This is a genomic window from Kribbella sp. NPDC055110, from assembly GCF_053607525.1.
The window spans coordinates 46,132-72,557 of the sequence record NZ_JBSGTS010000003.1 but is presented as its reverse complement, the minus strand read 5'-3'; the positions used below and the strand labels follow the sequence as shown (position 1 = coordinate 72,557).

Annotated in this window: 27 protein-coding genes; 18 read left to right on the top strand and 9 right to left on the bottom strand. The window is 68.0% G+C overall.

The annotated features are described in order from the left end of the window. The first annotated feature begins 8 nt into the window (after nucleotides 1–8). The 4 genes from ACWF0M_RS06360 to ACWF0M_RS06345 are packed head-to-tail and all read left to right on the top strand — an operon-like array spanning nucleotide 9 to nucleotide 4,522. On the top strand, nucleotides 9–1,055 hold the full coding sequence (locus tag ACWF0M_RS06360; RefSeq protein WP_452234563.1) for an ABC transporter permease: 1,047 nt from the start codon (nucleotides 9–11) through the stop codon (nucleotides 1,053–1,055). Beyond that, entirely contained in the window at nucleotides 1,052–1,912 is an 861-nt protein-coding gene (locus ACWF0M_RS06355; protein WP_452234562.1) for an ATP-binding cassette domain-containing protein, read from the top strand. Before ACWF0M_RS06360 ends, ACWF0M_RS06355 begins: the two co-directional genes overlap by 4 nt. Further along, nucleotides 1,909–2,985 carry a Gfo/Idh/MocA family protein gene (locus tag ACWF0M_RS06350; protein WP_452234561.1) on the top strand — a complete coding sequence of 359 codons (1,077 nt, stop codon included), beginning with the start codon at nucleotides 1,909–1,911 and terminating at the stop codon, nucleotides 2,983–2,985. Before ACWF0M_RS06355 ends, ACWF0M_RS06350 begins: the two co-directional genes overlap by 4 nt. Before the next feature lie 34 nt (nucleotides 2,986–3,019). Continuing rightward, nucleotides 3,020–4,522 carry a CoA-acylating methylmalonate-semialdehyde dehydrogenase gene (locus tag ACWF0M_RS06345; protein WP_452234560.1) on the top strand — a complete coding sequence of 501 codons (1,503 nt, stop codon included), beginning with the start codon at nucleotides 3,020–3,022 and terminating at the stop codon, nucleotides 4,520–4,522. 342 nt (nucleotides 4,523–4,864) lie between these two features. On the opposite strand, the gene ACWF0M_RS06340 is transcribed toward ACWF0M_RS06345, so the two are convergent. Next, nucleotides 4,865–5,866: a Gfo/Idh/MocA family protein gene (locus tag ACWF0M_RS06340; protein ID WP_452234559.1), complete on the bottom strand. Its 1,002-nt coding sequence runs from the start codon at nucleotides 5,864–5,866 to the stop codon at nucleotides 4,865–4,867. Between the two features lie 392 nt (nucleotides 5,867–6,258). On the opposite strand from ACWF0M_RS06340, the gene ACWF0M_RS06335 reads away from it, so the two are divergent. From ACWF0M_RS06335 to ACWF0M_RS06300, 8 genes are all read left to right on the top strand, one after another. After that, the gene (locus ACWF0M_RS06335; protein ID WP_452234558.1) at nucleotides 6,259–7,002 is read left to right on the top strand and encodes a GntR family transcriptional regulator; all 744 of its coding nucleotides are present in this window, start codon (nucleotides 6,259–6,261) and stop codon (nucleotides 7,000–7,002) included. Nucleotides 7,003–7,493: 491 nt separating this feature from the next. After that, nucleotides 7,494–8,774, top strand: coding sequence for a CpaF family protein (locus ACWF0M_RS06330; protein ID WP_452234557.1), 1,281 nt, complete (start codon nucleotides 7,494–7,496; stop codon nucleotides 8,772–8,774). Beyond that, nucleotides 8,774–9,634 carry a type II secretion system F family protein gene (locus ACWF0M_RS06325; RefSeq protein WP_452234556.1) on the top strand — a complete coding sequence of 287 codons (861 nt, stop codon included), beginning with the start codon at nucleotides 8,774–8,776 and terminating at the stop codon, nucleotides 9,632–9,634. Before ACWF0M_RS06330 ends, ACWF0M_RS06325 begins: the two co-directional genes overlap by 1 nt. Continuing rightward, nucleotides 9,631–10,569: a type II secretion system F family protein gene (locus ACWF0M_RS06320; RefSeq protein WP_452234555.1), complete on the top strand. Its 939-nt coding sequence runs from the start codon at nucleotides 9,631–9,633 to the stop codon at nucleotides 10,567–10,569. Before ACWF0M_RS06325 ends, ACWF0M_RS06320 begins: the two co-directional genes overlap by 4 nt. A 14-nt stretch (nucleotides 10,570–10,583) precedes the next feature. Further along, nucleotides 10,584–10,781: a hypothetical protein gene (locus ACWF0M_RS06315; RefSeq protein WP_452234554.1), complete on the top strand. Its 198-nt coding sequence runs from the start codon at nucleotides 10,584–10,586 to the stop codon at nucleotides 10,779–10,781. Next, nucleotides 10,781–11,164: a TadE family protein gene (locus tag ACWF0M_RS06310; RefSeq protein ID WP_452234553.1), complete on the top strand. Its 384-nt coding sequence runs from the start codon at nucleotides 10,781–10,783 to the stop codon at nucleotides 11,162–11,164. The genes ACWF0M_RS06315 and ACWF0M_RS06310 overlap by 1 nt, the downstream gene beginning before the upstream one ends. After that, nucleotides 11,161–11,610: a TadE/TadG family type IV pilus assembly protein gene (locus ACWF0M_RS06305; protein WP_452234552.1), complete on the top strand. Its 450-nt coding sequence runs from the start codon at nucleotides 11,161–11,163 to the stop codon at nucleotides 11,608–11,610. Before ACWF0M_RS06310 ends, ACWF0M_RS06305 begins: the two co-directional genes overlap by 4 nt. A gap of 128 nt (nucleotides 11,611–11,738) precedes the next feature. Next, nucleotides 11,739–12,137, top strand: a complete 399-nt coding sequence (locus tag ACWF0M_RS06300; RefSeq protein WP_130382204.1) for a pilus assembly protein TadG-related protein — start codon at nucleotides 11,739–11,741, stop codon at nucleotides 12,135–12,137. Nucleotides 12,138–12,647: 510 nt separating this feature from the next. Here ACWF0M_RS06300 and ACWF0M_RS06295 read toward each other — a convergent pair. Continuing rightward, nucleotides 12,648–13,448, bottom strand: coding sequence for a hypothetical protein (locus ACWF0M_RS06295; protein WP_452234551.1), 801 nt, complete (start codon nucleotides 13,446–13,448; stop codon nucleotides 12,648–12,650). A 70-nt stretch (nucleotides 13,449–13,518) separates the two neighbouring features. On the opposite strand from ACWF0M_RS06295, the gene ACWF0M_RS06290 reads away from it, so the two are divergent. The 3 genes from ACWF0M_RS06290 (at nucleotide 13,519) to ACWF0M_RS06280 (ending at nucleotide 16,108) form a co-directional block, all read left to right on the top strand. Next, nucleotides 13,519–14,130 carry a TetR/AcrR family transcriptional regulator gene (locus tag ACWF0M_RS06290; protein WP_452234550.1) on the top strand — a complete coding sequence of 204 codons (612 nt, stop codon included), beginning with the start codon at nucleotides 13,519–13,521 and terminating at the stop codon, nucleotides 14,128–14,130. A 114-nt stretch (nucleotides 14,131–14,244) separates the two neighbouring features. Continuing rightward, nucleotides 14,245–15,366: a peptide chain release factor 2 gene (gene prfB / locus ACWF0M_RS06285; RefSeq protein ID WP_452234549.1), complete on the top strand. Its 1,122-nt coding sequence runs from the start codon at nucleotides 14,245–14,247 to the stop codon at nucleotides 15,364–15,366. Continuing rightward, nucleotides 15,350–16,108 carry a pentapeptide repeat-containing protein gene (locus ACWF0M_RS06280; RefSeq protein ID WP_452234548.1) on the top strand — a complete coding sequence of 253 codons (759 nt, stop codon included), beginning with the start codon at nucleotides 15,350–15,352 and terminating at the stop codon, nucleotides 16,106–16,108. Before prfB ends, ACWF0M_RS06280 begins: the two co-directional genes overlap by 17 nt. Here ACWF0M_RS06280 and ACWF0M_RS06275 read toward each other — a convergent pair. Together ACWF0M_RS06275 and ACWF0M_RS06270 are read right to left on the bottom strand one after the other, a co-directional pair. Then, entirely contained in the window at nucleotides 16,077–16,568 is a 492-nt protein-coding gene (locus ACWF0M_RS06275; protein WP_452234547.1) for a hypothetical protein, read from the bottom strand. The genes ACWF0M_RS06280 and ACWF0M_RS06275 overlap by 32 nt on opposite strands. A gap of 36 nt (nucleotides 16,569–16,604) precedes the next feature. Continuing rightward, a complete protein-coding gene (locus ACWF0M_RS06270; RefSeq protein WP_452234546.1) occupies nucleotides 16,605–18,038 on the bottom strand; it encodes an MFS transporter in 1,434 nt (477 codons plus the stop codon). A 101-nt stretch (nucleotides 18,039–18,139) separates the two neighbouring features. Here ACWF0M_RS06270 and ACWF0M_RS06265 point away from each other — a divergent pair, with 101 nt between their 5' ends. Beyond that, entirely contained in the window at nucleotides 18,140–19,021 is an 882-nt protein-coding gene (locus ACWF0M_RS06265) for a helix-turn-helix transcriptional regulator (RefSeq protein WP_452234545.1), read from the top strand. Between the two features lie 64 nt (nucleotides 19,022–19,085). Here ACWF0M_RS06265 and ACWF0M_RS06260 read toward each other — a convergent pair whose 3' ends face one another. Beyond that, the gene (locus ACWF0M_RS06260; protein WP_452234544.1) at nucleotides 19,086–20,969 is read right to left on the bottom strand and encodes a cellulase family glycosylhydrolase; all 1,884 of its coding nucleotides are present in this window, start codon (nucleotides 20,967–20,969) and stop codon (nucleotides 19,086–19,088) included. A 120-nt stretch (nucleotides 20,970–21,089) separates the two neighbouring features. Beyond that, nucleotides 21,090–21,998: a LysR family transcriptional regulator gene (locus tag ACWF0M_RS06255; protein WP_452234543.1), complete on the bottom strand. Its 909-nt coding sequence runs from the start codon at nucleotides 21,996–21,998 to the stop codon at nucleotides 21,090–21,092. Nucleotides 21,999–22,071: 73 nt separating this feature from the next. Between ACWF0M_RS06255 and ACWF0M_RS06250 the strand changes: the two genes are divergently transcribed. Further along, a complete protein-coding gene (locus ACWF0M_RS06250) occupies nucleotides 22,072–22,971 on the top strand; it encodes an EamA family transporter (protein ID WP_452234542.1) in 900 nt (299 codons plus the stop codon). On the opposite strand, the gene ACWF0M_RS06245 is transcribed toward ACWF0M_RS06250, so the two are convergent. After that, nucleotides 22,955–23,587, bottom strand: coding sequence for a flavin reductase family protein (locus ACWF0M_RS06245; RefSeq protein WP_452234541.1), 633 nt, complete (start codon nucleotides 23,585–23,587; stop codon nucleotides 22,955–22,957). The genes ACWF0M_RS06250 and ACWF0M_RS06245 overlap by 17 nt on opposite strands. A gap of 33 nt (nucleotides 23,588–23,620) precedes the next feature. On the opposite strand from ACWF0M_RS06245, the gene ACWF0M_RS06240 reads away from it, so the two are divergent. Next, nucleotides 23,621–24,664 carry a serpin family protein gene (locus ACWF0M_RS06240; RefSeq protein WP_452234540.1) on the top strand — a complete coding sequence of 348 codons (1,044 nt, stop codon included), beginning with the start codon at nucleotides 23,621–23,623 and terminating at the stop codon, nucleotides 24,662–24,664. Here ACWF0M_RS06240 and ACWF0M_RS06235 read toward each other — a convergent pair. Further along, entirely contained in the window at nucleotides 24,655–25,335 is a 681-nt protein-coding gene (locus ACWF0M_RS06235) for a TIGR03943 family putative permease subunit (RefSeq protein WP_452234539.1), read from the bottom strand. The genes ACWF0M_RS06240 and ACWF0M_RS06235 overlap by 10 nt on opposite strands. Further along, complete coding sequence (locus ACWF0M_RS06230; protein ID WP_452234538.1) at nucleotides 25,332–26,342, bottom strand: permease; 1,011 nt, start codon at nucleotides 26,340–26,342, stop codon at nucleotides 25,332–25,334. Before ACWF0M_RS06230 ends, ACWF0M_RS06235 begins: the two co-directional genes overlap by 4 nt. Between the last annotated feature and the right edge of the window lie 84 nt (nucleotides 26,343–26,426).

The following is a 26,426-nucleotide window of genomic DNA, read 5'->3' as shown; positions in this document are numbered from 1 at the left end:
GTAGCGCCATGGCATCGACCATCACCTCACCCACCTCGGCGGACGACCGTGTCTCCGCCCGGTCCCTCGGCGCCCGGCTGCTCAGCCGGCCGGAGATCGGATCGCTCGTCGGCGCGGCCGTGATCCTGGTGTTCTTCCTGATCGCAGCCCCGCCGTTCCGCGACATCAACAACACCGGCACGATCCTGTACCAGGCTGCGCTGATCGGTGTGATGGCCGTGCCGGTGTCGCTGCTGATGATCGGCGGCGAGTTCGACCTGTCGGCCGGGGTCGCGGTGACGACAACGGGCCTGACCGCGGGCATCTTCGCGTACCAGTTGAGTGTGAACGTCTGGGTCGGTATGGTCGTCGCCCTGGCGGTCTCGCTGGCGATCGGGCTGTTCAACGGCTGGTTGCTGATGCGAACAGGCTTGCCCAGCTTCCTAGTGACACTGGGCACCTTCTTCATCTTGCAGGGCGTGAACATCGCGGTCACGCGGCTGACCTCCGGCGCCGTCGCGTCGAACTCGATCAGCGACATGGACGGGTTCGGCGCGGCGAAGGCGGTGTTCGCCTCGGAGTTCAAACTCGGCGGCGTAACGATCAAGATCATCATCGTTTGGTGGATCGCATTCGTCGCGATGGCAGCCTGGGTGCTGCTGAAGACGCAGATCGGCAACTGGATCTTCGCGGTCGGCGGTGACGCGGCGGCTGCCAGGGCCGTCGGCGTACCGGTGAACAAGGTCAAGATCGGTCTGTTCGTGGCCGTCGGATTCTTTGCCTGGTTCACTGGCATGCAACTGTTGTTCAACTCCAACGGTGTGGTGCAGTCCGGCGAGGGCGTCGGCAAGGAGTTCCTCTACATCATCGCGGCGGTAGTCGGTGGCTGTCTTCTCACGGGGGGATATGGATCGGTCGTCGGCGGCGCGGTCGGCGCGCTGATCTTCGGTATGGTCCAGTTGGGGGTCGTTTATGCGGAGTGGAATCCTGACTGGTTCAAGGTCTTCCTCGGCGCTATGTTGCTCCTAGCAACCATCGTCAACCTCGTCGTGAAGAACAAGGCGGAGGCACGATGACCACCACAGAGTCGTTCGCGGACGACGCGACGAGCAGTCCGAACACGCCGATCGTGCTGCTCGAGGACGTCGGCAAGAGCTACGGCAACATCCAGGCGTTGCGCGGGGTGTCGCTGTCGGTCCGGCAGGGCGAGATCACCTGTGTGCTCGGTGACAACGGCGCGGGCAAGTCGACACTGATCAAGATCATCGCCGGGCTGCACGACTACACGTCGGGCCGGATGTCGGTGAACGGCGAGGAGCGGCACTTCGGTTCGCCGCGCGAGTCGCTCGACAGCGGCATCGCGACCGTCTACCAGGACCTGGCGCTGGCGCCGCTGATGTCGGTCTGGCGGAACTTCTTCCTCGGCAACGAGATCACCAAGGGGCCGTTCCGGCAGCTGGACGCGGCGAGGATGAAGCGGATCGCGCAGGAGGAGCTGACCAAGATGGGGATCGCGATCCCCGATCTCGAGCAGCCGGTCGGCAAGCTGTCGGGCGGTCAGCGGCAGTGTGTGGCGATCGCGCGCGCGATCCACTTCGGCGCCAAGGTGCTGATCCTCGACGAGCCGACCGCTGCGCTCGGCGTGAACCAGTCGGGCGTCGTGCTGAAGTACGTCGTGAAGGCGCGCGACGCCGGGATCGGGGTCATCTTCATCACCCACAACCCGCACCACGCGTACCTGGTCGGCAACCACTTCGTCGTCCTGAAGCTCGGCCGGGTCGCGCTCGACACACACCGGTCGGAGATCACGCTCGAGGAGCTGACGACCGAGATGGCCGGCGGATCCGAGCTGGAGGCGCTGAGCCACGAGCTGCGGGAGATCAATCCCGAGGTGGTCGTGGATGATGTGCAGCAGGGGCAGGAGGGGACATGACCGAGCTGCGGGTCGGGATCGTCGGCGTCGGAGTGATGGGCGCCGACCATGCCGAACGCGTTGTGCGGAAGACGGCGGGTGCACGCCTGGTCGCCGTCTCCGATGCGGATCAGGGCCGGGCCGAGGCGCTCGCCGGCAGCCTGTCGGACAGGCCGGGAGGCGGCGGGTCCGCCAGTGCGGCGAGACACTCGGGCGGTACGGCGTACGCGGAGACTGTTCGCGTGGTGGAGGATCCGATGGATCTGATCGCCGCGGACGATGTCGACGCGGTGATCCTGGCGTCGCCCGGATTCGCGCACGCGGAGCAGCTGTTCGCCTGCCTGGAGAACCGGAAGCCGGTGCTGTGCGAGAAACCGTTGACGATGGACGCGGCGTCGGCGTTGCGCGTGGTCGAGGCCGAACACAAGCTCGGGCGGCAGCTGATCCAGGTCGGGTTCATGCGGCGGTTCGACCCGGAGTACGCCGCTTTGAAGCAGCTGCTCGACTCGGGTGATCTCGGGCGGACGCTGCTGCTGCACAACGTGCACCGGAACAAGTCGGCCCCGCCGACGTTCCGGAGCGAGATGATCGTCCGGGACTCGATGGTGCACGAGGTCGACATCACCCGGTGGCTGTTCGGCGAGGAGATCACCCGGATCACCGTCCACACCCCAACGCCGACGAGTCTGGTCGGGGACGGCGTACTCGATCCGCAGTTGGCCGTGTTCGAGCTGGCGAACGGGGCGATGGCCGACGTGGAGGTGTTCGTGAACTTCCAGGTCGGGTACGAGGTCCGCTGTGAGGCGGTGGCCGAGCGCGGGAGCGCGACGATCGGCCTCGGGTCCGGTGTCTTCACCCGGGCCGGCGGGCAGTGGGGCGGCGCGATGCCGGCCGACTTCCGGATCCGGTTCGAGCAGGCGTACGACATCGAGGTGCAGCGCTGGGTCGACGCCACCGTGCGCGGTGAGATCGACGGGCCGAGCGCCTGGGACGGCTACGCGGCGGCAGCGGTCTGCGAGGCGGGCCTCGAGTCGCTCAGCTCTGGTAGACCGGTCGACGTCACCCTGGCCGACCGCAGCAAGGTCCTCGGATGAAACACCTTCAGCAATCCGGCAGTGAGGAAACATCGTGAGTACTGACAGCAAGCGCATCACCCACCTCGTCGGCGGCAGCTCGTGGACCGGCGTGGCCGAGCGGACCAGCAAGGTCTACAACCCCGCGACCGGTCAGGTCACCGGCGAGCTGGACCTGGCGTCGACGGCCACCGTCGACGAGGTCGTCAAGGTCGCTCACGAGGCGTCGAAGACCTGGGCGCAGACGTCGCTCACGAAGCGCGCCCAGGTCCTGTTCGCGTACCGCGAGCTGGTGAACCGGGACAAGGAGCGGATCGCTGCGATCATCACGGCCGAGCACGGCAAGGTGCTGTCCGACGCGCTCGGCGAGGTGACCCGCGGCCTCGAGGTGATCGAGTTCGCCTGCGGGATCCCGCACCTGCTCAAGGGCGGGTACAGCGAAGGCGTGTCGACCAAGGTCGATGTGTACTCGATCCGGCAGCCGCTCGGCGTCAGCGCGGTGATCTCGCCGTTCAACTTCCCGGCCATGGTGCCGATGTGGTTCGTGCCGATCGCGGTTGCCTGTGGCAACAGCGTGGTGATCAAGCCGTCCGAGAAGGACCCGTCCGCGGCGAACGCGATGGCCGAGCTGTGGAAGGAGGCCGGCCTGCCGGACGGCGTGGTGAACGTCGTGCACGGTGACAAGGAGGCGGTCGACCGGCTGCTCGAGCACCCGGACATCAAGTCGGTGTCGTTCGTCGGGTCGACGCCGATCGCTCGCTATGTCTACGAGAACGGCACCAAGAACGGCAAGCGCGTGCAGGCCCTCGGCGGTGCGAAGAACCACATGATCGTGCTGCCGGACGCGGACCTGGACCTCGCGGCGGACGCCGCCGTGAACGCCGGGTTCGGGTCGGCGGGTGAGCGCTGCATGGCGATCTCCGCCTTGATCGCGGTCGAGCCGATCGCGGACGAGCTGATCGGCAAGATCAAGGAGCGGATGGGCAAGCTGAAGACCGGCGACGGGACGCGCGGGTGCGATATGGGCCCGTTGGTGACCGGCGAGCACCGGGACAAGGTCGCCGGGTACGTCGCGGCCGGGGTCGAGGCCGGCGCGGAGCTGGTGGTCGACGGCCGCGCGGGTGACTTCGACGGGGCGGCCGACGGGTTCTGGCTCGGTCCGACGCTGTTCGACAACGTGACGCCGGAGATGTCGATCTACACCGACGAGATCTTCGGTCCGGTGCTTTCGGTGCTGCGTACGCCGTCGTACGACGAGGCGCTCGAGCTGGTGAACTCGAACCCGTACGGGAACGGGACCGCGATCTTCACCAACGACGGCGGGGCGGCGCGCCGGTTCCAGAACGAGGTGGAGGTCGGGATGGTCGGGATCAACGTCCCGATCCCGGTGCCGATGGCGTACTACTCGTTCGGCGGCTGGAAGAACTCGCTGTTCGGCGACACCCACGCGCACGGGACCGAAGGCGTCCACTTCTTCACCAGAGGCAAGGTCGTGACGTCGCGCTGGCTCGATCCCAGCCACGGCGGCATCAACCTGGGCTTCCCGACGCACGACTGAAAGCGGCTGCTTGGGTGTAGCGTCGAAGGCAACCCCCGGGGCACGAGGAGTACCGCGGCGTACGAAGGCCGGTTGGCCTGTCCGTCATCCGCGATCCGCAAGGCCCCGGAGTTTGTCATGTCGAAGAACAAAGGCGGGCGCGAAGTCCGCAAGCCCAAGCAACCCAAACAGCCGAAACCGAACCCGGGCGACAGCTCGATCGTCCCGCCCACCAAGCAGGGCCGGAAGTAACCGCAAGCCGACTGTGCCGCCCCTCGGTCCGACGTCGAGACCGCGGGGCGGCTGCCGTCCTGCCGTTGACCGGTGCTGGCCTGGAGCGACTACTCGTGGGCTGACAGCGAGTCAGATCGTGGAGGCTGGTCGCGGGGCCATGCCTGCGGCGAGGTAGCAGGCGTCGATGAGTTCCATGGTGGCCAGGGCGTCGTCGGCGTCGGTGAGGAGCGGGGCGCCGTTGCGGACTGCTCCGGCGAACGCCTCCAGCTGGTACGTGTACGACGTACGCGTGCCGAGGTGCTCGACCCACGTGTCTTCCTTGGTCGTGACGATCACCCGGTCGTCGTTCTGCGGAAGCACGTAGAACGGGGCGACCGCCTCGCCGCGGCTGCCGACGACCTTGAGGCTGAACTCGACGTCCTCGAACGCCATACTGGTTCGCACCACACCGGTCGCACCGTTCGGGAACTCCAGGTCCGCGTTCAGCCACTCGTCCACACCAGGCAGCCGCTTGCGCTCACCGGCTCGTGCACTGATCAGCTTCGGCGCGCCACCGGCGTACTGCGCGAACATCCGTTGCGCATGGAGCGCGTAGCAGCCGACGTCCATCACGGCACCGCCGGCGAGCGGCAGCGACCAGCGGGGGTCGTTGTCCGGCGGCGGGGGCATCACCATCGTCGTCTCGACCGTCTGCAGGTCGCCCAGCTCGCCCTTGGAGACCAGGTCCTGCATCCGCCGCATCACCGGGTGGTACGCGTAGTGGAACGCTTCCATGAACACCAGACCGGATGTACGGACGGCGTCCCGGACCTCCAGAGCCTCGGTGGCGTTGCTGGTCGACGGCTTCTCGGTCAGCACATGCTTGCCCGCGGCAAGTGCCCGCAGGTTCCACGGCCCGTGCAGCCCGTTCGCCAGTGGGTTGTAGATCGCTTCGATCTCCGGATCGTCCAGGAGTTGCTGGTACGACGCGTGGACGCGCTCGACGCCGTGCTCGGCGGCGAAGGCTTCGGCCCGGCCGGTGTCGCGCGCGGCCACCGCGACCAGCCGCGCACCGGTCAGCTTGGCCGGCTCGACGATGGCCCGGTCGGCGATCCGGGCGGCACCGAGGATGCCGATGCGAAGCGGTTCCATGCGTTCTCCCTTGCTGACTACCATCCGGGCGGTGTGGGCGAGTTCCCTCGAGAGTGGTGAACCCCAGTTCCTCACGACATAGTCCACCGAGCAGACGAAGCCGTCATCCTGCCCCACTGCAGCCGCCCTCCAAACCCGGTGCCCGCGATCCGGACCGCCTGGACCGCAAAGTTCACCCGGCGTCGGACCGTTGTTCGGCGCGCGCCGCTACGGAAGCCGACGGAAACCGGGGCACTGAGCTGCTGCGTGTCTCGCTAGGTCGATGCCGCGGCCGTTGCCGTAGAACCAGCCGTCCGATCGTCCTGGTTCCCGTCGCGAGGCACGCCGGCGCAGGTCTGATCAAATTCGGGTGGTGGCTCGACGGATTCCGGTCCAGCCTTCAGGATGAGCCCATGAGTACCGTCCAGGTCCAGGTCGATCGGAACAGCCGTACGCCGTTGCACGTGCAGCTGGCGCAGCAGCTGGAGGCGGCCATCCAGGGCGGGGAGCTGCCCGTCGGGTCCCGGTTGAGCAACGAGGTGGACCTGGCCGAGGCCTACGGACTGAGCAGGCCGACCGTCCGCCAGGCGATCGCCCGGCTGGTCGACCAGGGCCTACTGGTCCGCAAACGCGGTGTCGGCACCCAGGTGGTCGGTAACTCCGGACAGGTACGTCGCTCGCTCGAACTGACCAGCCTGTACGACGACCTCGCCTCAGCGCACCGGAAGCCCGAGACCGACGTACTGCGCTTCGGAATCTCACCTGCGACCGCAGAGGTTGCCACTGCACTGCAATGCGAGCTGGGCGACCGGGTGCTGCGCCTGGAGCGACTGCGGCGAGCAGACGGCGAACCGCTCGCTCTGATGCGCAACTGGCTGCCGCCGGACATCCTGGAGACCGACCCGACCACACTGGCCGAGCGTGGTCTCTACCAGCTGCTGCGAGCTGAGGGGGTCCGGCTGAAGGTGGCGCACCAGACCATCTCCGCCATACCGGCAACACCCGAGCAGGCGAAGCTCCTGTCGGAGGAGCCGGGCTCACCGCTGCTGGCGACCACGCGGATCACGTACGACGACCACGGCCAGCCGGTCGAGTACGGATCGCACCTCTACCGCGCCAGCCGCTACTCCTTCGAGCACACGCTCGTACACCGCTAGATGGTCCGCCCCGCAAGTTCGTCGGGGTTGTCGGCTGGCCTGGTCATGTGGGGAGTTCTGCTGGTCGTTTCAGGTGGGTAGGTCTCCCGGGACCGTGTGTCGCTCGTACTCAGGGAAGCGGGGTAACTTTTCGCCACTGAGAGGCGATTTCTTTCCCCACCGCGAGCGCTCGCTCGCGCTGGCAGCGTCGACGGCCGGCACCACGGTGCCTGCGCCAACCACTGGGGCTTCCGTGGCAAAGCACCCTCCCGAGGTCACCTGTCGCCCGGTTCGACGCCGTGAGTGGCGGTTCTGTTACCGACGGAATTGCAACAAGCTGCAATTTTGTGGACCCGGCCGTGACCTGATCGATACGGTGAGTGAGCCACTGGCGTGTCACGGTTGTCCACAGGGCAGCAGACGCGGGTGGCGCCGGACGCCCCGCGGTTGAAAGGATGGTCCCGCATGGTGACCGAGCGTGGTCGCCAGACGGGACTTACACGGGGAGATCGATGACTGCGGACAGGCTCGACGCGCACCGCTCGAGCTGGAACGGTGCCATCGAGCTGATCGACGCCCAGGTGCGCGACGTGGTGCGCCGGGAAGGTATCGACCCGCTCCGCGACCCGGGCGCGGTGAACTCGATCGTCGCCACCGTCGTCCGGGAGTACGACGAGCGCAGTCTGAGCGGTGTGGTGCCGCCGATCGGCGACCTGGAGGCGGTCAGTCGCGAGGTCCACGACCGGGTCGCGGGCTTCGGGCCGCTGCAGCGGTACCTGGACGACCCGTCCGTCGAGGAGATCTGGATCAACGAGCCGAGCCGGGTGTTCATCGCCCGCGAGGGCCGGCATGAGCTGACCACGACCGTGCTGACCGAGGAAGAGGTCAGCGACCTGGTCGAGCGGATGCTGAAGACCACCGGCCGCCGGATCGACGTGTCGCAGCCGTTCACCGACGCCCGCCTGCCCGACGGGAGCCGCGTCCACATCGTCCTCGGCGGCATCACCCAGCGGTATGCGGCGATCAACATCCGCAAGTTCACCGTACGCGCGACCCGGCTGACCGACCTGGTCCAGCTCGGTTCGCTGACGCCGCACGCGGCCGCGGTGCTGGAGGCATCGGTTGCCGTCGGCCTCAATGTGCTGGTCTCCGGCGGCACGCAGGCCGGCAAGACCACGATGCTGAACGCACTGGCCGGTTCGATTCCCGGCAGTGAGCGGGTGATCAGCTGCGAGGAGGTCTTCGAGATCAAGCTGCCGATCCCCGACTGGGTGTCGATGCAGACCCGGCAGGCTGGTCTCGAAGGCACCGGTGAGGTGCGGCTGCGCGACCTGGTCAAGGAGTCGCTGCGGATGCGCCCGTCCCGGCTGATCGTCGGCGAGGTGCGCGGCGAGGAATGCCTCGATCTGCTGCTCGCGCTGAACAGCGGCCTCCCCGGCATGTGCACGATCCATGCCAACTCGGCGCGTGAGGCGCTGACCAAGATGTGCACGCTGCCGCTGCTGGCCGGTGAGAACATCGGGTCCCGGTTCGTGCTGCCGACGGTGGCCGGTTGCGTCGATCTCGTCGTACACCTCGGTATCGCGGCGGACGGGCGGCGGCGGGTGCGCGAGATCGTTGCCGTCACCGGGCGGTTGGAGGAGCAGGCGATCGAGACCGAGACCCTGTTCAGTACGCGCGACGGTTACCTGCGTCGTGCGGAGGGGCAGCTGCCGCATCCGGAGCGGTTCCAGCAGGGCGGGTACAACGTGGCCGGGCTGCTCACCGAGTTGCCGCGTGGGGCGGCCGGCTGATGGGGCTCGTGATCGGGCTGTTCTTCGGTGTCGGCCTGCTGCTGATCATCGCGGCGTTCGTGGCGCCGGTCGAGACCGTGCCCGGCTCGGACGGGCGGCTGCGCGGCAAGAGCCGCGACCTGCTCGCGAGCGCGGGGATCGAAGGTTTGACGCCGGGAGCGTTCATCGGCGCCTGCGTGCTGATGGGGCTGGTTGCGTTCCTGCTGATGTTCGCGGTGTCCAAGACGCTGCCGGTCGGTGTGGTGTTCGGGATCATGGCCGGTTGGCTGCCGATCGCGCTGGTGCGGTCACGGGCCCGGAAGCGGCTGGCCGAGTTCCGCGAGCTGTGGCCGGACGTGGTGGACAACATCGCCTCCGCCGTACGTGCTGGGCTGTCGTTGTCGGAGGCGCTGGCTCAGGTGGGCGAGCGCGGGCCGTTGCCGTTGCGCGAACCGTTCCGGCGGTTCGGTGCGGACTACGCCTCGACCGGCCGGTTCGCCGAGTCGCTGGACCGCTTGAAGGCGCGGCTGGCCGACCCGGTCGGTGACCGCGTGGTCGAAGCGCTGCGGATCGCGCGCGAGGTCGGTGGTGGCGACCTCGGCCGGTTGCTGCGGTCGCTGTCGTCGTTCCTGCGCGACGACGCGCGGACCCGGTCCGAGCTCGAGTCCCGGCAGTCGTGGTCGGTCAACGGCGCACGGGTCGCGGTCGCGGCGCCGTGGCTGGTGCTGTTGTTGCTGTCGTTCCAGGGGGACGTCATCCAGCGGTACAACTCGCCGGTCGGCGCGCTGATCATCGCCGCCGGCGCCGTGATCTGTGTGATCGCGTACCGGGTGATGCTGCGGATCGGCCGGCTGCCCGAGCCTGAGCGGGTGCTGCGATGAGCCCGATGCTGCTCGGTGGTTTCCTCGGCGCGGTGCTCGGCGCCGGGCTGCTGATCGTCGTACTGCGGTTGCCGTTCCTGCGCAAACCCACGGTGGACGAGCGAATTTCGCCGTACCTGCAGGATCTCGGTGCGCCCGACGTCTTCGTCGGCGTGATCGACTCGCGATCGCCGTTCTACGCGATCCTGCGGTTGTTCGGCCCGTCGCTGCGGTCCGCGGCGAAGCGGCTGGAGCGGATCCTCGGCGGCGCGAACACGATCCGCCGGCGGTTGCAGCGAGCCGGGCTGGACCGGACGGTCGAGGAGTTCCGGATCGAGCAGTTGCTCTGGGGCGCGATCGCCTTCGGCGCCGGGATCGTGATCTCGGTCGTCGCCGTCGCGGTCGGCCTCGGGGATCCGGTGGCGCTGCTGGTGTTCTGCCTGGTGCTCGGGATCACCGCGATCCTCGGTCGCGACACATACCTGACGGCCCAGGTACGGCGGCGTGAGCGGCGCCTGCTGGCGGAGCTGCCAACCGTGGCCGAACTGCTCGCGTTGTCGGTCGCCGCCGGTGAAGGTCCGGCCGCTGCCCTCGACCGCGTCGCCCGGTCGTCCCGCGGGGAGCTGGCCAACGAGCTGAAACGCGTCCTGGCGGAGACCAGGGCAGGACAGACATTGGTCCGCGCGCTCGACGCGCTCGCGGATCGCACCGGGTTGCTGGCGCTCTCGCGCTTCGCGGACGGGCTGGCGGTGGCGCTCGAGCGCGGCACCCCGCTGGCCGACGTACTGCGGGCGCAGGCCGGTGACATCCGGGAAGCCGGGCGCCGCGAACTGATCGAGTCCGGCGCCCGTCGTGAGGTCGCCATGATGGTCCCGGTCGTCTTCCTGGTCCTTCCGGTGACCATCGCGTTCGCCTTCTACCCGGGCGCTGTCGGAATCCGGCTGATCGCCGGATGAACTGAGGAGAGGTCATGTCCCTATACCTGACGAGGCTGTTCCTGACGTTGCTGCTGAAGCCACGTCCGGCGCGGAAGGAGCGCGGCGACGTACCCGGCTGGGTGCTGATCACCGTCATGACGGCCGGCCTGGTCGTCGCGATCTGGAAACTGGCCGGCAGGCAACTCGCTGAGATGCTGCAGAACGCCTTGGACTCCGTTTCCAACAAGTGATGCGTGCGCGCGACGAGCGGGGCTCGGCGGTCGTCGACTTCGTGCTGGTCTCGACGATCCTGGTGCCGTTGTTCCTCGGCATCCTCCAGGTCGGCCTGTTCCTGTACGTACGCAACACGGTGACGGCCGCAGCCTCCGAAGGTGCGCACTACGCGGCGGTGCTCAACCGGGCACCGGACGACGGTGCGGCACGTACGCGGGAGTTGATCGCAGGTGTCGTGGCGGACCAACTGGTCGACTCGGTGTCCGCGGAGGAGACCGACATCGACGGGCAGCCCGGCGTCGAGGTGTCCGTCGAGGCGCACATGCCGCCGCTCGGGCTGTGGGGACCTGGGATCTCGTTCACCGTCCAGGGACATGCGGTGAAGGAGACGGGCGAGTGAGGCGCCGCCGGGACGAGCGGGGGAGCGCCGTCGTGGAGTTCTCCTGGTTGGCGATCCTGCTGATGGTTCCGCTGGTGTACATGATGCTCGGCGTGTTCGACGTACAGCGAGCGTCGTACGGCGCGACGGCGGCGACCCGCGCGGCCGGGCGCGCGTTCGTGATCGTGCCGGACGGGGTGTCCGAGGACGAGGCGCGAGCGCGTGCGTTCGACGCCGCGGAACTGGCGATGAAGGACCAGGGGATGGAGCTCAGCTCGGACGAGCTCACGATCAGCTGCAATCCGGCGTGTCTGCAGCCGGGTTCGACCGTCACGGTCACGCTGGAGACGAAGGTCCGGCTGCCGCTGATCCCGGACGCGCTCGGGGGTGAACCGCCGGCGATCCGGATCAGCTCCTCGCACACCGAAGCGTTCGGTGACTACCGCCAGGCCAAGGGCACCGGATGACCCGGGGCAGGCAGGGCAGGCGGGGCGGGCAGGGCAGGCGGGGCGGGCAGGGCAGCCAGGGCGGGCAGGGCAGGCGGGGCAGACAGGGCGGGCGGGGCAGGCGGGGCTTCCGGGGTGAAGAGGGGCAGATGACCGTGCTGATCGTCGGGTTCACCGTGGTGATCCTGCTGATGGTCGTCGTGGTCACCGACATCTCGAAGGCGTTCCTGGTCCGGCGTGACCTCGATGCCACCGCGGACGGCGCCGTACTCGCGGCCGCGAACGGGCTCGCCGCGGTCTACGCCCAGCCCGGCGCCGGCGGCAACGCCGCGATCGACCCCGACCAGGCGCGCCGGCTGACCGCGGACTACCTCGACGACGTTGCCGCGGGCAACAGGTTCGACAACCTCGACTGGTCCGTGGACGTCGAGGGTACGACGGTGACGGTACGGCTCACCTCCACCGCCGACCTCCCGTTCCAGCCGCCGGGCTTCCCCGGCACAGCCGACGTCGCTTCCGAAGCCGCCGCCATCGTCCCAATCCGCTGACCGGACGGTTGTCGCGGCTCTCGCGACTGATGTGCCCATCGGCAGATCACCGCTGGCGGGTTATGTCACCGCCGGCCTGCTGCTTCCCGCCATCGCGCCCAAATAACCCGCCAGCCGGCACCACAACACCCACCACACACCCATCCAGCAGAAGACTGGATATCCCCTGGTGTTGTGGGTTCTCCCCTCTAGTACCACCGGAGAAGCCACAACACCATCGGATATCCCCTCGTGTGCGAGGCGCTCGCCGCGCTCGCTCTGCCGGCGCTGGGACGGACCGGGCGGCGCATGCCGGGAGCAGTGCGGTGGTGCGGTGCGTGCGGGCGAGCGGTGGGGGTGCGGTGCGGGCGAGCGGTGGGTGCGGTGGTGTGGTGCGGGCGAGCGGTGGTGTGGTGGTGGTGCGGGCGAGCGGTGCGGTGGTGCGTGTGGGGCGGTGGTGCGGTGGGGCGAGCGGGCGGTGCGTGTGAGCTGTGGGTGGAGGGTTTCTGGCCTAGCCGCGCGGGGACGCTTCTAGGTGAAGAGGTTGGGGTTGTCGGTTAGCCAGGTTTTGAAGGTTCGGGCGGTGTGGGTGGTGAGGAGTTCGACGCCGGGTTCGATGGTGGCTGGGGTGCCGACGCGGGACGCCCAGTAGGCGAGGAGGGTTTCGCGTTGGCCTTCGTCGCGCATCTGCATTTCGGCGCGGGCCTGGTCGGGGGTGAGGTCGACGGCCTCGATCGGTACGCCGGTGACCTCGGTGACGAGCCCGATCTGGTGGCGGCGGGTCATCGACTCCGGGCCGGTCATCGGGTACCCGCGACCGTCGTGTCCGTTGCCCGGCCCGTCGAGCAGCACCCGCAGCGCCGCGTCGGCGATGTCCTGCTCGTGGATCGGCGCTTCCTCGGCCTCGAGGTAGGGCAGCCGGATCTGACCGGTCGCGCGGACCTGGTGAGCCCAGTACTTCGCGTTGCTCATGAATGCGCCGGGCTGCAGCCGGGTGGTCGCGTACGACGCGTTCGTGATCACCTGCTCGGTCTTCGCGTGGGGATCCTCGGGACCGCCCACCGAGGACAGCGACGACAGCAGGACCACCTGCTTCACACCGGCGGCTTCGGCTGCGGCCACGAATGCGGGCGCCGTCGCCGGTGAGGAGTACAGGAAGACCTGGCTGATGTCGCGGAGCGCTTCGGCCGGGTCGGCCGGGTCGTAGCCGACGGCTGACGGGAGGGCGGAGGGCTCGCGGCTGGCGACGCGGACGTCCTGTCCGGCCGCGATCAGGCCGGCGGTGACGGCGCGGGCGATCGCACCGCGACCGCCGGTGACGAGAACAGTCATTGGAGATGCTCCAAAGTTAGAGTGACTACAAGAATGGAATCAGTAAAGCAGATCCGCTAGGGTCGGTGCAATGGAGCTCGGGCGACGGGAACGCAAGAAGCAGCAGACGCGGCAGGCCATCTCGGACGTGGCCACCACGCTGTTCCTCGAGCGCGGCTTCGACGCGGTCACCGTCGCCGAGGTGGCGCGGGCCGCGGATGTCGCCGTACAGACGGTGTTCAACCACTTCCCTGCGAAGGAGGACCTGTTCTTCGACGAGCCGGGGTGGTGGACCGGGCCGGCGCGGGCGATCCGCGAGGCGCCGCCGGACGCGGATCCGGTGGATGTGTTGGAGGCCGAGTACCTCAAAGGGACCCGGGAGCGGCTCGAGGTCGGTCATCTGGCCACCTGGAAGCAGTACGTCCGCACGATCGAGGACAGCCCCGCACTGCTCGCCCGGCGCCGGCTGACCGTCGACGAGTTGGAGACATCGCTCGCGCAGGCCCTCGACGAGCGGTCGCCGGATCACCTGCGCAACCGGCTGATCGCGGCCCTGTACGCCGCCGCGCAGAAGGTCCTCGAGGAGCAGCTGATGCGCGCGCTGTCCGACAACGCTTCACCCGAGGAGCTCCAAAAAGCGCAGACAGCGCTGGAGCAGGCGATCCCCGAGGTCTTCGCCGTTCTTCGCCGAGGTCTCGGCTAAGAGGGCGACTGGGGGTCCTGCGCCTACTGCGCGGCACTCGGCGGGCACCTCGCCGAGCACCTGCTCGCTACGGCGCAGGACCCCCAGTCGCCCTCTAAGCTAAGCTGCTTAGTTGTGGCTGGACTGGATTTTGACGCGGAGCTGAAGCAGCTCGACGCGACGATGACCTCGATCGAGAAAGTGCTCGATCTTCCTGCGTTGCGCAAGGAGATCGACGAGCTCGGCGAGCAGGTCGCTGCGCCCGATCTGTGGGACGACCAGGCGAACGCGCAGAAGGTGACGTCGCGGCTGTCCAGCCTGCAGTCCGACGTCGAGCGGGTGACGAACCTGCGCGGCCGGCTCGACGATGTCGGCGCGCTGGTCGAGCTGGGCCGCGAGGAGAACGACGCGGACAGCTTGACCGAGGCCGAGAAGGAGCTGCGCTCGGTCACCAAGTCGGTCCAGTCCCTCGAGGTCCGCACCCTGCTGTCGGGTGAGTACGACGAGCGCGAGGCGCTGGTGACGATCCGCTCCGGCGCGGGCGGTGTCGACGCCGCCGACTTCGCCGAGATGCTGCAGCGGATGTATCTGCGGTACGCCGAGCGGCACGGCTACCCGACCGAGGTCTACGACACGTCGTACGCCGAAGAGGCCGGGCTCAAGTCGACGACGTTCGGGGTCAAGGCGCCGTACGCGTATGGCACGCTGAGTGTCGAGTCCGGGACGCACCGGCTGGTGCGGATCTCGCCGTTCGACAACCAGGGCCGCCGGCAGACCTCGTTCGCCGCGGTCGAGGTGGTCCCGGTGCTCGAGCAGACCGACGAGATCGACGTACCGGAAGAAGAGCTGCGGATCGACGTGTACCGGTCGTCCGGTCCGGGTGGCCAGAGCGTCAACACCACCGACTCCGCGGTCCGGATCACGCACATCCCGACCGGCACCGTGGTCTCCTGCCAGAACGAGAAGTCGCAGCTGCAGAACAAGGCCAGCGCGATGGTGATCCTGAAGGCCAAGCTGCTCGCGCTGAAGAAGGCCGAGGAGCGGGCCCAGATCGACGCGCTGCGCGGGGACGTGCAAGGCTCGTGGGGTGACCAGATGCGGTCGTACGTCCTGCACCCGTACCAGATGGTGAAGGACCTGCGCACGCAGTACGAGTCGGGGAACACGTCCGGTGTGTTCGACGGCGAGATCGACGACTTCATCGAGGCCGGCATCCGCTGGCGCCGCACCGGCCAAACGGTTGCCGAACACAACTGATCTGCAGGCCGACTGCAGTAGTTGCTTCGGCCTCTGCTGTATCGCGCTGACGTTCAGCAAGTCGGCGGACTTCGCGATCGACAAGTCCGCGGGTGAGCCGTGCCCGAACCTGAGCGACGACTACCGCTGCACGATCCACAGCACCTTGCGGGCCAAGGGTTTCGCGGGCTGCACGGTGTACGACTGCTTCGGCGCCGGGCAGGCGATCTCGCAGCGGATGGGGAAGCCGGGGCCGGAGATGTTCGCCGCGCTCCCGATCCTCCGCCAGTTGCACGAGCTGCTCTGGTATCTCACGGAAGCCCTTGAATACAACAAGAATCTGCAGCCGGCGATCGACCGAGTGGAAACAGTGAGCCGTACGGCGGACCTCACGACCGTCGACGTGGCGGCTGAGCGGGCCATCGTCAACGAGCTGCTGCTCGAGACCAGCAGACTCGTCCGTGGCAAGCAGAGCAAGAAGAAGGAACGACGCGGCGCGGACCTGATCGGTGCACGGCTGCACCAAGCTGACCTCGCGAAAGCCAACCTCCGCGGCGCCTACCTCATCGGAGCCGACCTACGCGAAGCAGACCTCCGCCAAGCAGACCTGATCGGCGCCGACCTCCGCGACGCCGACCTGAGCGGCGCTGATCTGACAGGTGCTCTGTTTCTCACCCAGTCCCAGATCAACGCCGCCCGAGGCGACCACGCAACCAAACTGCCGGCTGCGGTCACCCGGCCGACGCACTGGAAGCGCGCCTGACCCGCCGGCGGTGGAGCGTTCGCAGGCCGCTCCACACGCGGAAAACCAGGTAACCGCTGGAGCCGAGGATGAACAGACCGACGAACACCCACTCGTCCGAGCTGACCTTGTGGACCCTGGGCGGATCCGTCGTGCCGACGTATTGCGCGGCCACCGAGTCTCCGATGTCGCCCGGATCCCCCTCGTAGAACACATCCGTCAGTCGCACCGCACCGTCACGACTGACGAAGTCGCCGAAGTAGCTGCACCCGCCGCCGCCCTTCTCCCATACCGGCTTGCACTCCTTCCGAACCGCCGTGAACGTCCCCGGAACACCTTCGTTCCGCGCGGCACGCACGCTGCCGGGCAGGTCGACGAGGGCGATCACGAGGATGAAGACGGCTACGGCCAGATAGAAAGCGCTCAGGATGGTCCTGGCGACGGCGGCGACCCGCCTGCGAAGTCGGCGACCACTGTCCAACTGGGGCTCCCGCTGCGGCTGAGTTGTCGGTCAACTCTATCGACGCAGCTGGTGGGTGACCGGAACCATCAGCAGCGAGATTGCGGTGATTGCGAGGGCTACCGCGGCTAGTGCGCCGCCCTGGTCCCAGGGGGTGCTGGATAGGGCTAGGTAGGCCGTGCCGACTGTGGCGGCTCCTAGGGCCAGGCAGGTTTGCTGGCTGGTGAGGAGGATGCCGCTGCCTAGGCCTGCTTGTGCTGGTGGGACCTGGCTGAGGACTACGCCCATCAGCGGGACCATGACGAGGCCGGAGCCGAAGCCGGCGATCAGCATCGGTACGGCGAGCTTCAGCGGGTTCACGTCCGGCCACAGGGTGAGGGCGACGACCGCGAGGACGGCGTACCCGACGCCCTGGATGATCCAGCCGCGCACGATGAGGCCCGCGCCGTACCGTACCTGCAGGCGCGGCCCGTAGATCGAGGTGATCAGGAAGCCGACAGCCATCGGCAGCAGGCTCAGACCGCCTTCCAGCGGGGACATGCGAGCCTCACCCTGGGTGGCGAGCGCGAAAACGAACATGAAGCCGCCGAACGTGGTGAAGAACGCCACTGCCAGCAGGAGACCGATCCGCATGGCCCTCAGCCGCAGGACCGTGGGTGGAATCAGCGGAGCGGCACCGGACCGCTCAGACCGGTGCTGGTGCACACCGAGCAGTACGACGGCCGGAATCGTTGCTGCGAGGCAGAGCCACGTCCAGAGCGGCCAGCCGAGCGGGCGGCCCTCAGTAAGTGGCAGGAGCAGCAGGACCAGCGTCAGAGCGAGTAGTGCGGCCCCCACGAGGTCGACGCGCTGTGCCTTGTCTGCCTTGGTTTCCGGGATCAGCCGGATCGCGGCAGCCACGCCCAACAGGCCCACCGGTACGTTGACGAGGAACACGGCCCGCCAGCCGAGGTCGAACACGTTTGCCTCGACGAGTACGCCGCCGAGGATCTGCCCGAACGCTGCCGCAGCGCCGCCCGCCACGCCGTACATGGCCATAGCGCGGGCGCGGTGTTCGCCGGTCAGCAGGCTGGTGATCGTTGCCAGCACCTGTGGTGTCACAGCCGCTCCTGCGGCGCCTTGCACGACCCGTGCGACGAGAAGTACGCCGATGGTCGGGGCGATGGCGCAGATGAGCGACATCACGGTGAAACCGATCAGGCCGATCAGGAAGAGGCGCTTGCGGCCGAACGTGTCACCGAGGCGACCACCGACCACAAGCAAGGTCGCCACTGCGATGCCGTAGCTGCCGACGACGAGCTGGAGCTCACCGGAGGTGGCACGCAGATCGGAGCCGATCGCGGGCAGGGCGACGTTGATGACGAAGAAGGAGAGCATCGGCAGGAAGGCGCCGAAGATGAGTGTCGTGAGTGCCACCGGCTTCAGCGGCACCGCAGCGGCCTGCGGCCGGGCGGTGACCGGTGTGGTGGCAGCGTGGAGCTGGTCTGTCATGGGTCCAGCCTGCGCGCGCTCCGAGCCTGGTGGTGAGAGCCTGCTTATCCTATTACTCGCAGCACCTGGCACCCGGTTGCGCCAGTGTCCATGATGGAACCATGACCACTGTCCCAGTAGCCACCGACAGAACCGTCACGGCGCAGCGGCGGGAGCTCGGGGTGTTCCTGCGCAGCCGGCGGGAGCGCATCCGGCCCGACGAGGTCGGGTTCGCCCCAGGTGGCCGCCGCCGTACGCCGGGACTGCGGCGCGAGGAGGTCGCGCTGCTCGCGGGAGTCGGCGTCACCTGGTACACGTGGCTCGAGCAAGGCCGCGACATCAACGTGTCCGCCCAGGTCCTGGACGCCATCGCGACGGCGCTGCGGTTCGACCGGCAGGAGCGCAACCATCTGTACCGGCTGGCCGGGCTCCGGCTCGGCCCGTCGCCGGGCCCGTGTACGGCGCTGCCCTCGTCGGTCCAGAAGACGCTCGACGCTGTCTCGCCGTACCCGGCGCTGGTGCTGAACACGCGGTACGACATCCTCGCGTTCAACGACGCGTACTGCAAAGTGGTCCTCGACCTCAACGAAGTGCCGGTCGAGGAGCGGAACTTGCTCTGGCTGAATTTCGTCTCCGACGGCTGGATGTGCAGCTTCGTCGATGCGGAGATGACCAAGCACCACATGGTCGCGGCGTTCCGCGCAGCGTCCGCGGAGCACGTCGGCGAGGCGCTCTGGCAGGACCTGATCCAAGGCCTGCTCAACGGCTCGCCGTACTTCGCGGAGCTCTGGGAGCGGTACGACGTGGCGGCGCCGAGCACGCGGACGAAGATGCTGGAGATCGACGGGTACGGCATCCTCCGGATCGAGCCGGTCAACCTGTGGCTGTCGCAACTCGGGCCGACCCGGGCGACCGTGTACACCGCGCTCGACGAGGAGACCGAGGTCAAACTCCGGCAGATCGTCGACGCGCCGGACCGCAACGCTGCCTGTCGGCCCGGCTGACGGGGCGGGTCAGCCGGACCTAAGGGCCCCGGTCGCCCGGGCAGGGGCGGCCGGGGAGCTTTCCTTAGGTGACCGGGATCCCCGGGTTGGTCAACGCCTTCCCGCCGGTCATCGTGTTGCTGCGGTCGACCGTGACCTTGCAGCTGGAGGCGTTGTAGTTGGTGATGTTGAACGCGTACCGCCCGCTCCCGGTCGCGCCGGTCAGGTCGGACTTGTTGCCGCGGAACACCGTGCCGCACCCCCAGCCGGACTGTTGGGTGTGCGTCTCGTACCCGTTGTTCGTGGTGTTCTTGCCGGTGTTGTTCTCGATCACGTAGTTGTTGCCCTTGACATCGATCCAGCTGTCGTCGTAGTTCGCGCCGGTGAGGCCGCGGCCGTCGAAGCTGTTCCCGGAGACGAGTCCGCCGGTCGTCCCCTCCTTGAGGTCGACCGCCTCGCCGCCGACGTCCGGGCCGATCGTGTTGCCGAGGATCTGCACGTGGTCGGACTTGTCCGAGGTACTGCCCGCGCTGCCGACGTACACGCCCTCGCCCATCCCGCGACCGTCGTTGCCGGTGTCGTAGATGCGCGAGTTCTTGAGCACGCCGTACGTGCTGCTGTTGCGGAAGTGCACGCCTTCCATGTCCAGCCCGTGCACGGTCACGCCGTCGACCGTGACGTGCGTGGCGCTGTCGATCATGATGCCCTTCTGGCCGCCGGTGACGGTGATGCCACGGACGTTCCAGTACGACGCGCCGTTCAGGTGCAGGCCGTACCCCCCACTGGCCTTCAGTACGGCGTTCGCGGAGCCGGTCAGCGTGATCGGCGCCGAGGAGGTTCCGGAAACCGTTGTCTTGAAGTTTCCGGTGTAGGTGCCGTCGGCAAGCTTGATGGCGTCGCCAGGTTTCGCGTTGGTCAGGGCCGCCTTGAGCTCGGTGGCGTTGCTGACGTCGGTGGTCACTGTCGACGCAGTGCGGTTGCGGATGTGGTCGCGGATCCACACGCCGGCCGGCTTGAGCATCGACGTGCCGGTGAAATCCTCGCCGGCACAGGTGCCTTCCTTGAAGACAGCACCGGAGCGGAAATCGTCGGAGAAGTTCCAGTTCGTCCAGCCGATCTGCTTGCTGTCCAGGAAGTCCAGGTACTTCTGCGACCAGGTGAAGTCGTTGCCGCCGTCACCGGTGTACGTTTGCGTGCCGAACTCCGTGACGAACAAGGGGATCCGGTCCGCGGCGCGGGACAGGGCGTCGAAGTACTCCTGCTTGTGCGACGCCGCGTAGAAGTGGAACGTGTACATCAGGTTCGTCGCGTTCACCGGGTTGTCGATGACGTCGGCCTCGCTGCCGCCGTCGGAGACGCCGAGCGACGCCCAGCCGTGGGTGCCGACGAAGATCACGCCGTCGGGATCCTTGGCCCGGATCACCGGCACCATCTGCTCGGCGTACGACTTGATGCCGGCCCAGCTGACGCCGTTCGGCTCGTTGGCGATGTCGTAGATGATGTTGAACTTGTCCTTGTGCCGTTCGGCGATCTCGGTGAAGAACGTCTTCGCGAGGGCGAGGTTCGCGTTCGGGTCGCCCGGGTCGAGCTGGTGCCAGTCGACCAGGGCGTACATGCCGCGCTTGGTCGCCTCCTCGATGTAGTTGTTCACCAGGTTGGTGAACTTCTCCGGGTCGGTCTCGTAGCCGTCCTCCTGCACGTACATCGAGATGCGCAGGATGTCGGCCTTCCAGTCATTCGCCAGCGCGTCCAGCGAGGCGGTCTTGGCGCAGTTGGCGTACCACTGCAGGCCGTGGGTGCTCATGCCGCGCAGCTGGACGGGCTCGTTGCGCTCGTTGCAGAGCTTGGTGCCGCAGACATGCAGCTGGCCGTTGCGGCCGACCGGGGTGTCATCCAGAACGGCCTGAGCCGGTGTCGGCAGCAGGGTCGAAGCGGCCAGCAGTACGCCGGCCAAGAGCGAACGGATCATGAACTTCCTCCGAGGGGCGTCGGGGAGGATGAATAGGAATGTTTCCTAACAGTTCAGCCGAACCTAACGGCAGGTGCGGAACGCTGTCAACCGGTTGCGCAAGGTGATCATTTCCGAAGGCTAGGCAGTGTCTCGGTCCGGCCAGGCTGCTTTGAGGGTCGCGAGCGTGACCGTGATCGCCGGGCGGCGCGAGGTGGTCGTGCGCCAGACGGCGTACAGGCGGCGGCTCGGCGCAGGTTGCAGTGGTACGACGACCACGCCGTCGGGGACCGGGCCGCGGCCGAGTCGGGGGAGCAGGCCGATGCCGAGGCCGCGGGCGAGCATCGCGAGCTGGGTCTGGTACTCCGCGACCGAGTACGCGACCTCTGGTTCGACACCCGCGCGGCGCATCGTCCGGATCAGCCACTCGTGGCAGATCGACCCGACCGGCTGGCAGATCCACCGCTCGCCGACGAGATCCTCCGCGCGGACGAACTCCTTGCCGGCCAGGCGATGCGTCGCCGGCACCAGTACGTCGGCGGGATCGCTGCCGAGCTTCACCCGCGACAACCCCTCGGGCAGACCGAGCGGGGTGTTGTGCCAGTCGTGGACGATCGCGACGTCGATCTCGCCGCGGTTAACGGCGGCCACCGCCTCGAACGGGTCCGTCTCGAGCACCCGGACATCCAGTTGAGGATGATCGTCGACGAGTCGCGCGAGCGCAGGCGGCAACAGTCCGCGCGCCGCGGTCGGGAACGCGGCGATGCCGAGCGTCCCGATCGCCTGACCGCGTTGCTCTTCCAAAGTCAGCTCGGCATCCTCGACCAGCTCGAGAATCCTCGCCGCCGTCGCCGCCAGCTGCCGGGCCGCGTCGGTCAGCACGATCCCGCGCCCCTGCCGCTCGATCAGCGTCGTCCTGGTCTCCCGCTCCAGCTTCGCCAGTTGCTGCGACACCGCGGACGGTGTGTAGCCGAGCACCTCGGCGGCCCGATTGACCGATCCGTACTGCTCCACCGCGTGCAGCGCGCGCAGCCGCCCGAGATCGATCATGAAGCACTCCTACATCGTTAGCGGTAGCAATCAGTGCTGGTCCTTAAGTGTACTCCGGCACACACTGGACCGCATGAAGCCTCGTGACCTGCTCCTCGCGCTCGCCGTCGTCGTTGTCTGGGGCATCAACTTCGTCGTGATCGAGGTCGGCCTCGAAGGCGTCCCGCCGCTCCTGCTGTCCGCGCTGCGGTTCTTCTTCGCCGCCGTCCCCGCGATCTTCCTGCTCGGCAAACCACGCGTCGCCTGGCGGTACGTCGTGGGCGTCGGCCTCGCCCTTGGCGTCGCGAAGTTCGGGCTGTTGTTCATCGCGATGGATCACGGCGTACCGGCCGGGCTGTCGTCGCTCGTGCTGCAGAGCCAGGTGATCTTCACGGTCCTGTTCGCGATCGCCGTACTGCGGGAGCGGCCGCGGCCCGCGCAGATCATCGGCATCGCCATCGCGTGCGTCGGGATCCTGCTGATCGTCCTCGACCGCAAGCTGTCGGCGCCGCTGGCAGCGCTAATGCTGGTGATCGTCGCGGCCGGGTTCTGGGGTGTGGCCAACACGATCACCCGGTACGCGAAGCCGCCGGACACGTTGCGCTTCATGGTCTGGGTCAGCGCCGTCGCCGTCGTACCGCTCCTGATCCTCTCCCTCCTCACCGAAGGGCCGAAGACAGACGTCGACGCGATCCGCGCGATCGATCTGAGTGGCATCGGCGCGATCGCGTACCTGGCCTTCGCCGCGACCCTGTTCGGGTTCGGCACCTGGGGCTACCTGCTCCGGCAGTACGACGCCAGCACGGTCGCACCGTTCTCGCTGCTGGTGCCGATCGTCGGCATGTCCGCGGCGTGGATCCTGCGCGGTGAGGCCGTCGGCCTGCAACAGGCGATCGCGGCAGTGCTGGTGATCGGCGGCATGGCCTGCACGATCATCCGGCGCCGGACCCCGCGGGCGACGGAGTCCGGCGAACTGGTCAAGTCAGCTGCTTGAGCGGTGGCATCTGCCAGCCACGGGCGAGCGACGAGGGGTACGCCGGTGCGCCGCCCGCGAAGTACTCGGTGAACTTCATGATCAGCGGATCCCACTGGATCGGGTCGATGTAGCGGTCGTTGCTCATTAGCAGGTCCTCGCGAACCCGGACCCGTTCGACCTTCATCTCCAACGCACACAGGTGCGAATCCGGCCCGCCGATCTCGTGGATCGCCTCGATCCGGCCCTCGAGGTTGATCGGGCTCTCCTCGACGGAATCCAGACTCGACAGCTCACTGGGCTCGCGGGTCAGCCCGCCGGCGGCGAACTTGTCCGGCACGTACCGGTACCCGCGCGCCCGCTTCGCGTCGGACATCTCCTCCGACCCGGTCAGAAGTGCGATCCGGTCGAGCGCCGCGACCATGTCGGGGTCGACCAGGTTCAGTACGATCTCCGGCCGCTCGACGAGATTCTTCACGGTCTGCGCGCTCGTCCCCATCCCGAGCATCGCGGTGTACCCGAGCCACCAGGCCGACGACATCGGGGCGAGGTTCGTGGTGCCGTCGGGGTTGCGGGAGCTGATCAGGACTACCGGCGTACCGAAGTACAGGACCTTGGGCTCGACTGTGCGTTTCATGTGAATTAAACGGCGATGCGCCAGGATGTGTGAGTGGACGCTTCTCAAGTCGCTCGCCTGACCGCGCGCTGGATCGCCGAACTGCCCGGCGAGGACAGCACCGTGATCTCCGGGCTCGGCGTACAGCCGTTGCTGGCGATGCTCGCCGAGGTCGCGGACGAGCCTGCCCACACCGAACTGGCCGAGGCTGCGGGCGGTCGGTACGGCGGTCTGCTGCAGGCGCCCGAACTGCGGATGGCGTTGGGGCTGTGGACGCGACCGGAGATCGAACTGCAGCCGGGCGTGGACCGGTTCCTGCCGCCCGAGGTGCGTGGGACGTTGACCGATCGCGCCGCGCTCGATGCGTGGGTGGTCGAGCAGACGGACGGGTTGCTGCAACGGATGCCGGTCCAGCTCACGCCTGAGGTGTTGCTGGTGCTCGCGTCGGCGTTGGTGCTGAAGACGGAGTGGGTGCTGCCGTTCGAGGAGTACCCGCGGAACGATCGGCGGTGGTTGAGCCGGGCGGATACTGACCTCGACAGCTTGCAGGTGTACGACAGCGCGGCGGGCCCGCTGACCGTGGTGACGGTGCAGGGGACCGGCGAGTTCGACGTACGGCTGGTGGTCGGTGATGGTGGGCGTGCGGCCGTGCTGTCCGCGGCGCTGGAGCTCGACGGGGAGGGCGTGAGCGGGACCGAGTTGCTGGCGGCGAACCGATCGGCGCCTGGTGTCGAGGTGATCGAGTCCACGCGGCCGACCGTCGTACTGTCGATGCCGTACTTCGAGATCGAAGCGGAGCATGATCTGCTGCAGCATCCGGAGGTGTTCGGGCTGACGGCCGCATCGGACGCGAGCAGCGGGCACTTCCCGGGACTGAGCCCGCAGCCGTTGGCGATCGGGCAGGCACGGCAGGTCGTGATGGCGCGGTTCTCGGCGACCGGGTTCGAGGCGGCCGCGGTCACGGCGATGGCGATGGCCGCGGGCGCTGCGCTGGGCGCGAAAGCGTTGTCCGTGAATCTCGAGCGGCCGTTCGGCTTTATCGCCGTACATCGGCCGACCGGAGTGCCCATCGTCGTTGGCTGGGTGAACTACTCGTAGGGGTTGACCGGCGCGGCCACCGGGTTGACCGTCTCGACTGTGAGTGCGGCGACATCGCCGTCGACGCGCCGGGTCGGCTCGGCCCACTTGCCCGTCACCGTGACCCACTGGTTCTTCGGTGGCGCGACCTGACCGCGGGCCTCGACCATGAACGCCGTACCGTCCGCGACGCAGCAGGTGAGCCCGATGCGGGTCACGTACCAGACGCCGTTCTTCGCCGGCGTGACGAAACCGGTCAGTTGGAACGACCGGCCCTGCATCGTCTCCTTCTCCCACACCGCCCAGACCGCGTAGTCCCGGACCGCGATGGGCTTGGGGCCGTGCGACTCGTCGCCCTCCCAATACGCATTCCCTTGCGGCGCGGCCGGTTTCGCGGCTACTGGTGACTGCCGTTGCGCGGCATCCGCGCCGAGCGCGGGCGGATCCACGACGAGCAGTGCGAAGACCGGGACCAGGAGCAGCCAGGCAGCCCGCGGCAGCCCGTGGTCATGGGCCTGACGGGACTTCACGAGTACGTCGGTGACCGCGAGCGCGATCAGTACGATGCCGGCCGCGAGCAGCATCCACCGCATCCCGGGCTTCACGTACCGCAAGTACGTCCCGGACGTCGCGAGCTGCACGATCGCCGCCCCGACGAACACGATCACCAACCCGGCAACGTTGCGCTTCACAACAACCACCATCCGATGAGCAGGCTGGCAAGGAGCGCGACCACGAAGGTGGCCGGCGCGAACCGTACGGCGAACTTCGGGCCGAATGTCCCGGTCTGCAAGGCGATCAGCTTCACGTCCACGATCGGGCCGACCACCATGAACGCGAGCCGCGCGGTCAGCGAGAACTGCGTCAGGCTCGCCGCCACGAACGCGTCCGCCTCGGAACAGATCGCCAGCAGTACGGCGAGCAGCCCGAGGAGCAGCACCGACAGCAGGAAATTCCCCGCCACGTGGTCGAGCCAGGCGCGCGGTACGACGACGTTCAACGTGGCCGCGGCCGCCGCGCCGACCACCAGGAAGCCGCCGGCGTGCAGGAAGTCGTGCAGCATCGCGGACCGGAACACGTCGAACTTGCCGTCGTCGTGCGCGTGCCGGTTCTTCGGCATCTTCAGCCACGACCCGCCCTTGCCGGTCAGCAACCACAACCAGCCGAGGATCATCGACACCGCGAGCGAGGTCACCGCGCGGGCGACCACGACCTTCGGCTGCCCCGGAAACGCCACCGCGGTCGACGCCAGCACGACCGGGTTGATCGCCGGCGCCGACAACAGGAACGCGATCGCCGCGGCCGGCGTGACGCCCCGGTTCATCAACGCCGCCGACACCGGGACCGACGCGCACTCGCAGCCCGGGAGGATGACGCCGGACGCGCTGGCCACCGGTACGGCGAGGGCGGGATGCTTCGGGAGCGCCTTCGCGAAGAACGACGCCGGGACGAACGCGGTGAGGGCGGCCGAGAGCAGTACGCCGAGCACCAGGAACGGCAGCGCCTGCACGGTCACGCCGACGAACATCGTCGCCCAGGTCCGGATCCCGTCGCCGGTGAACCACGCGTTGAACAAGCGCCGCCCGAACAGCGCGAGTCCCACCAGCAGCACGAGCGTTCCGGTGAACGCGATCGAGGACCCGGACGGCTCTTTCTCCGTCGTTTCGGGCAATTCCTCGACCTCGGTTGGCGTACTCACGGTGCGCATACTGACACAACAGAGTGCGCCCGGACGACCACCCACAGCATCCCTGAAATGAAAATCAGCGTCATTCCGGCAAAT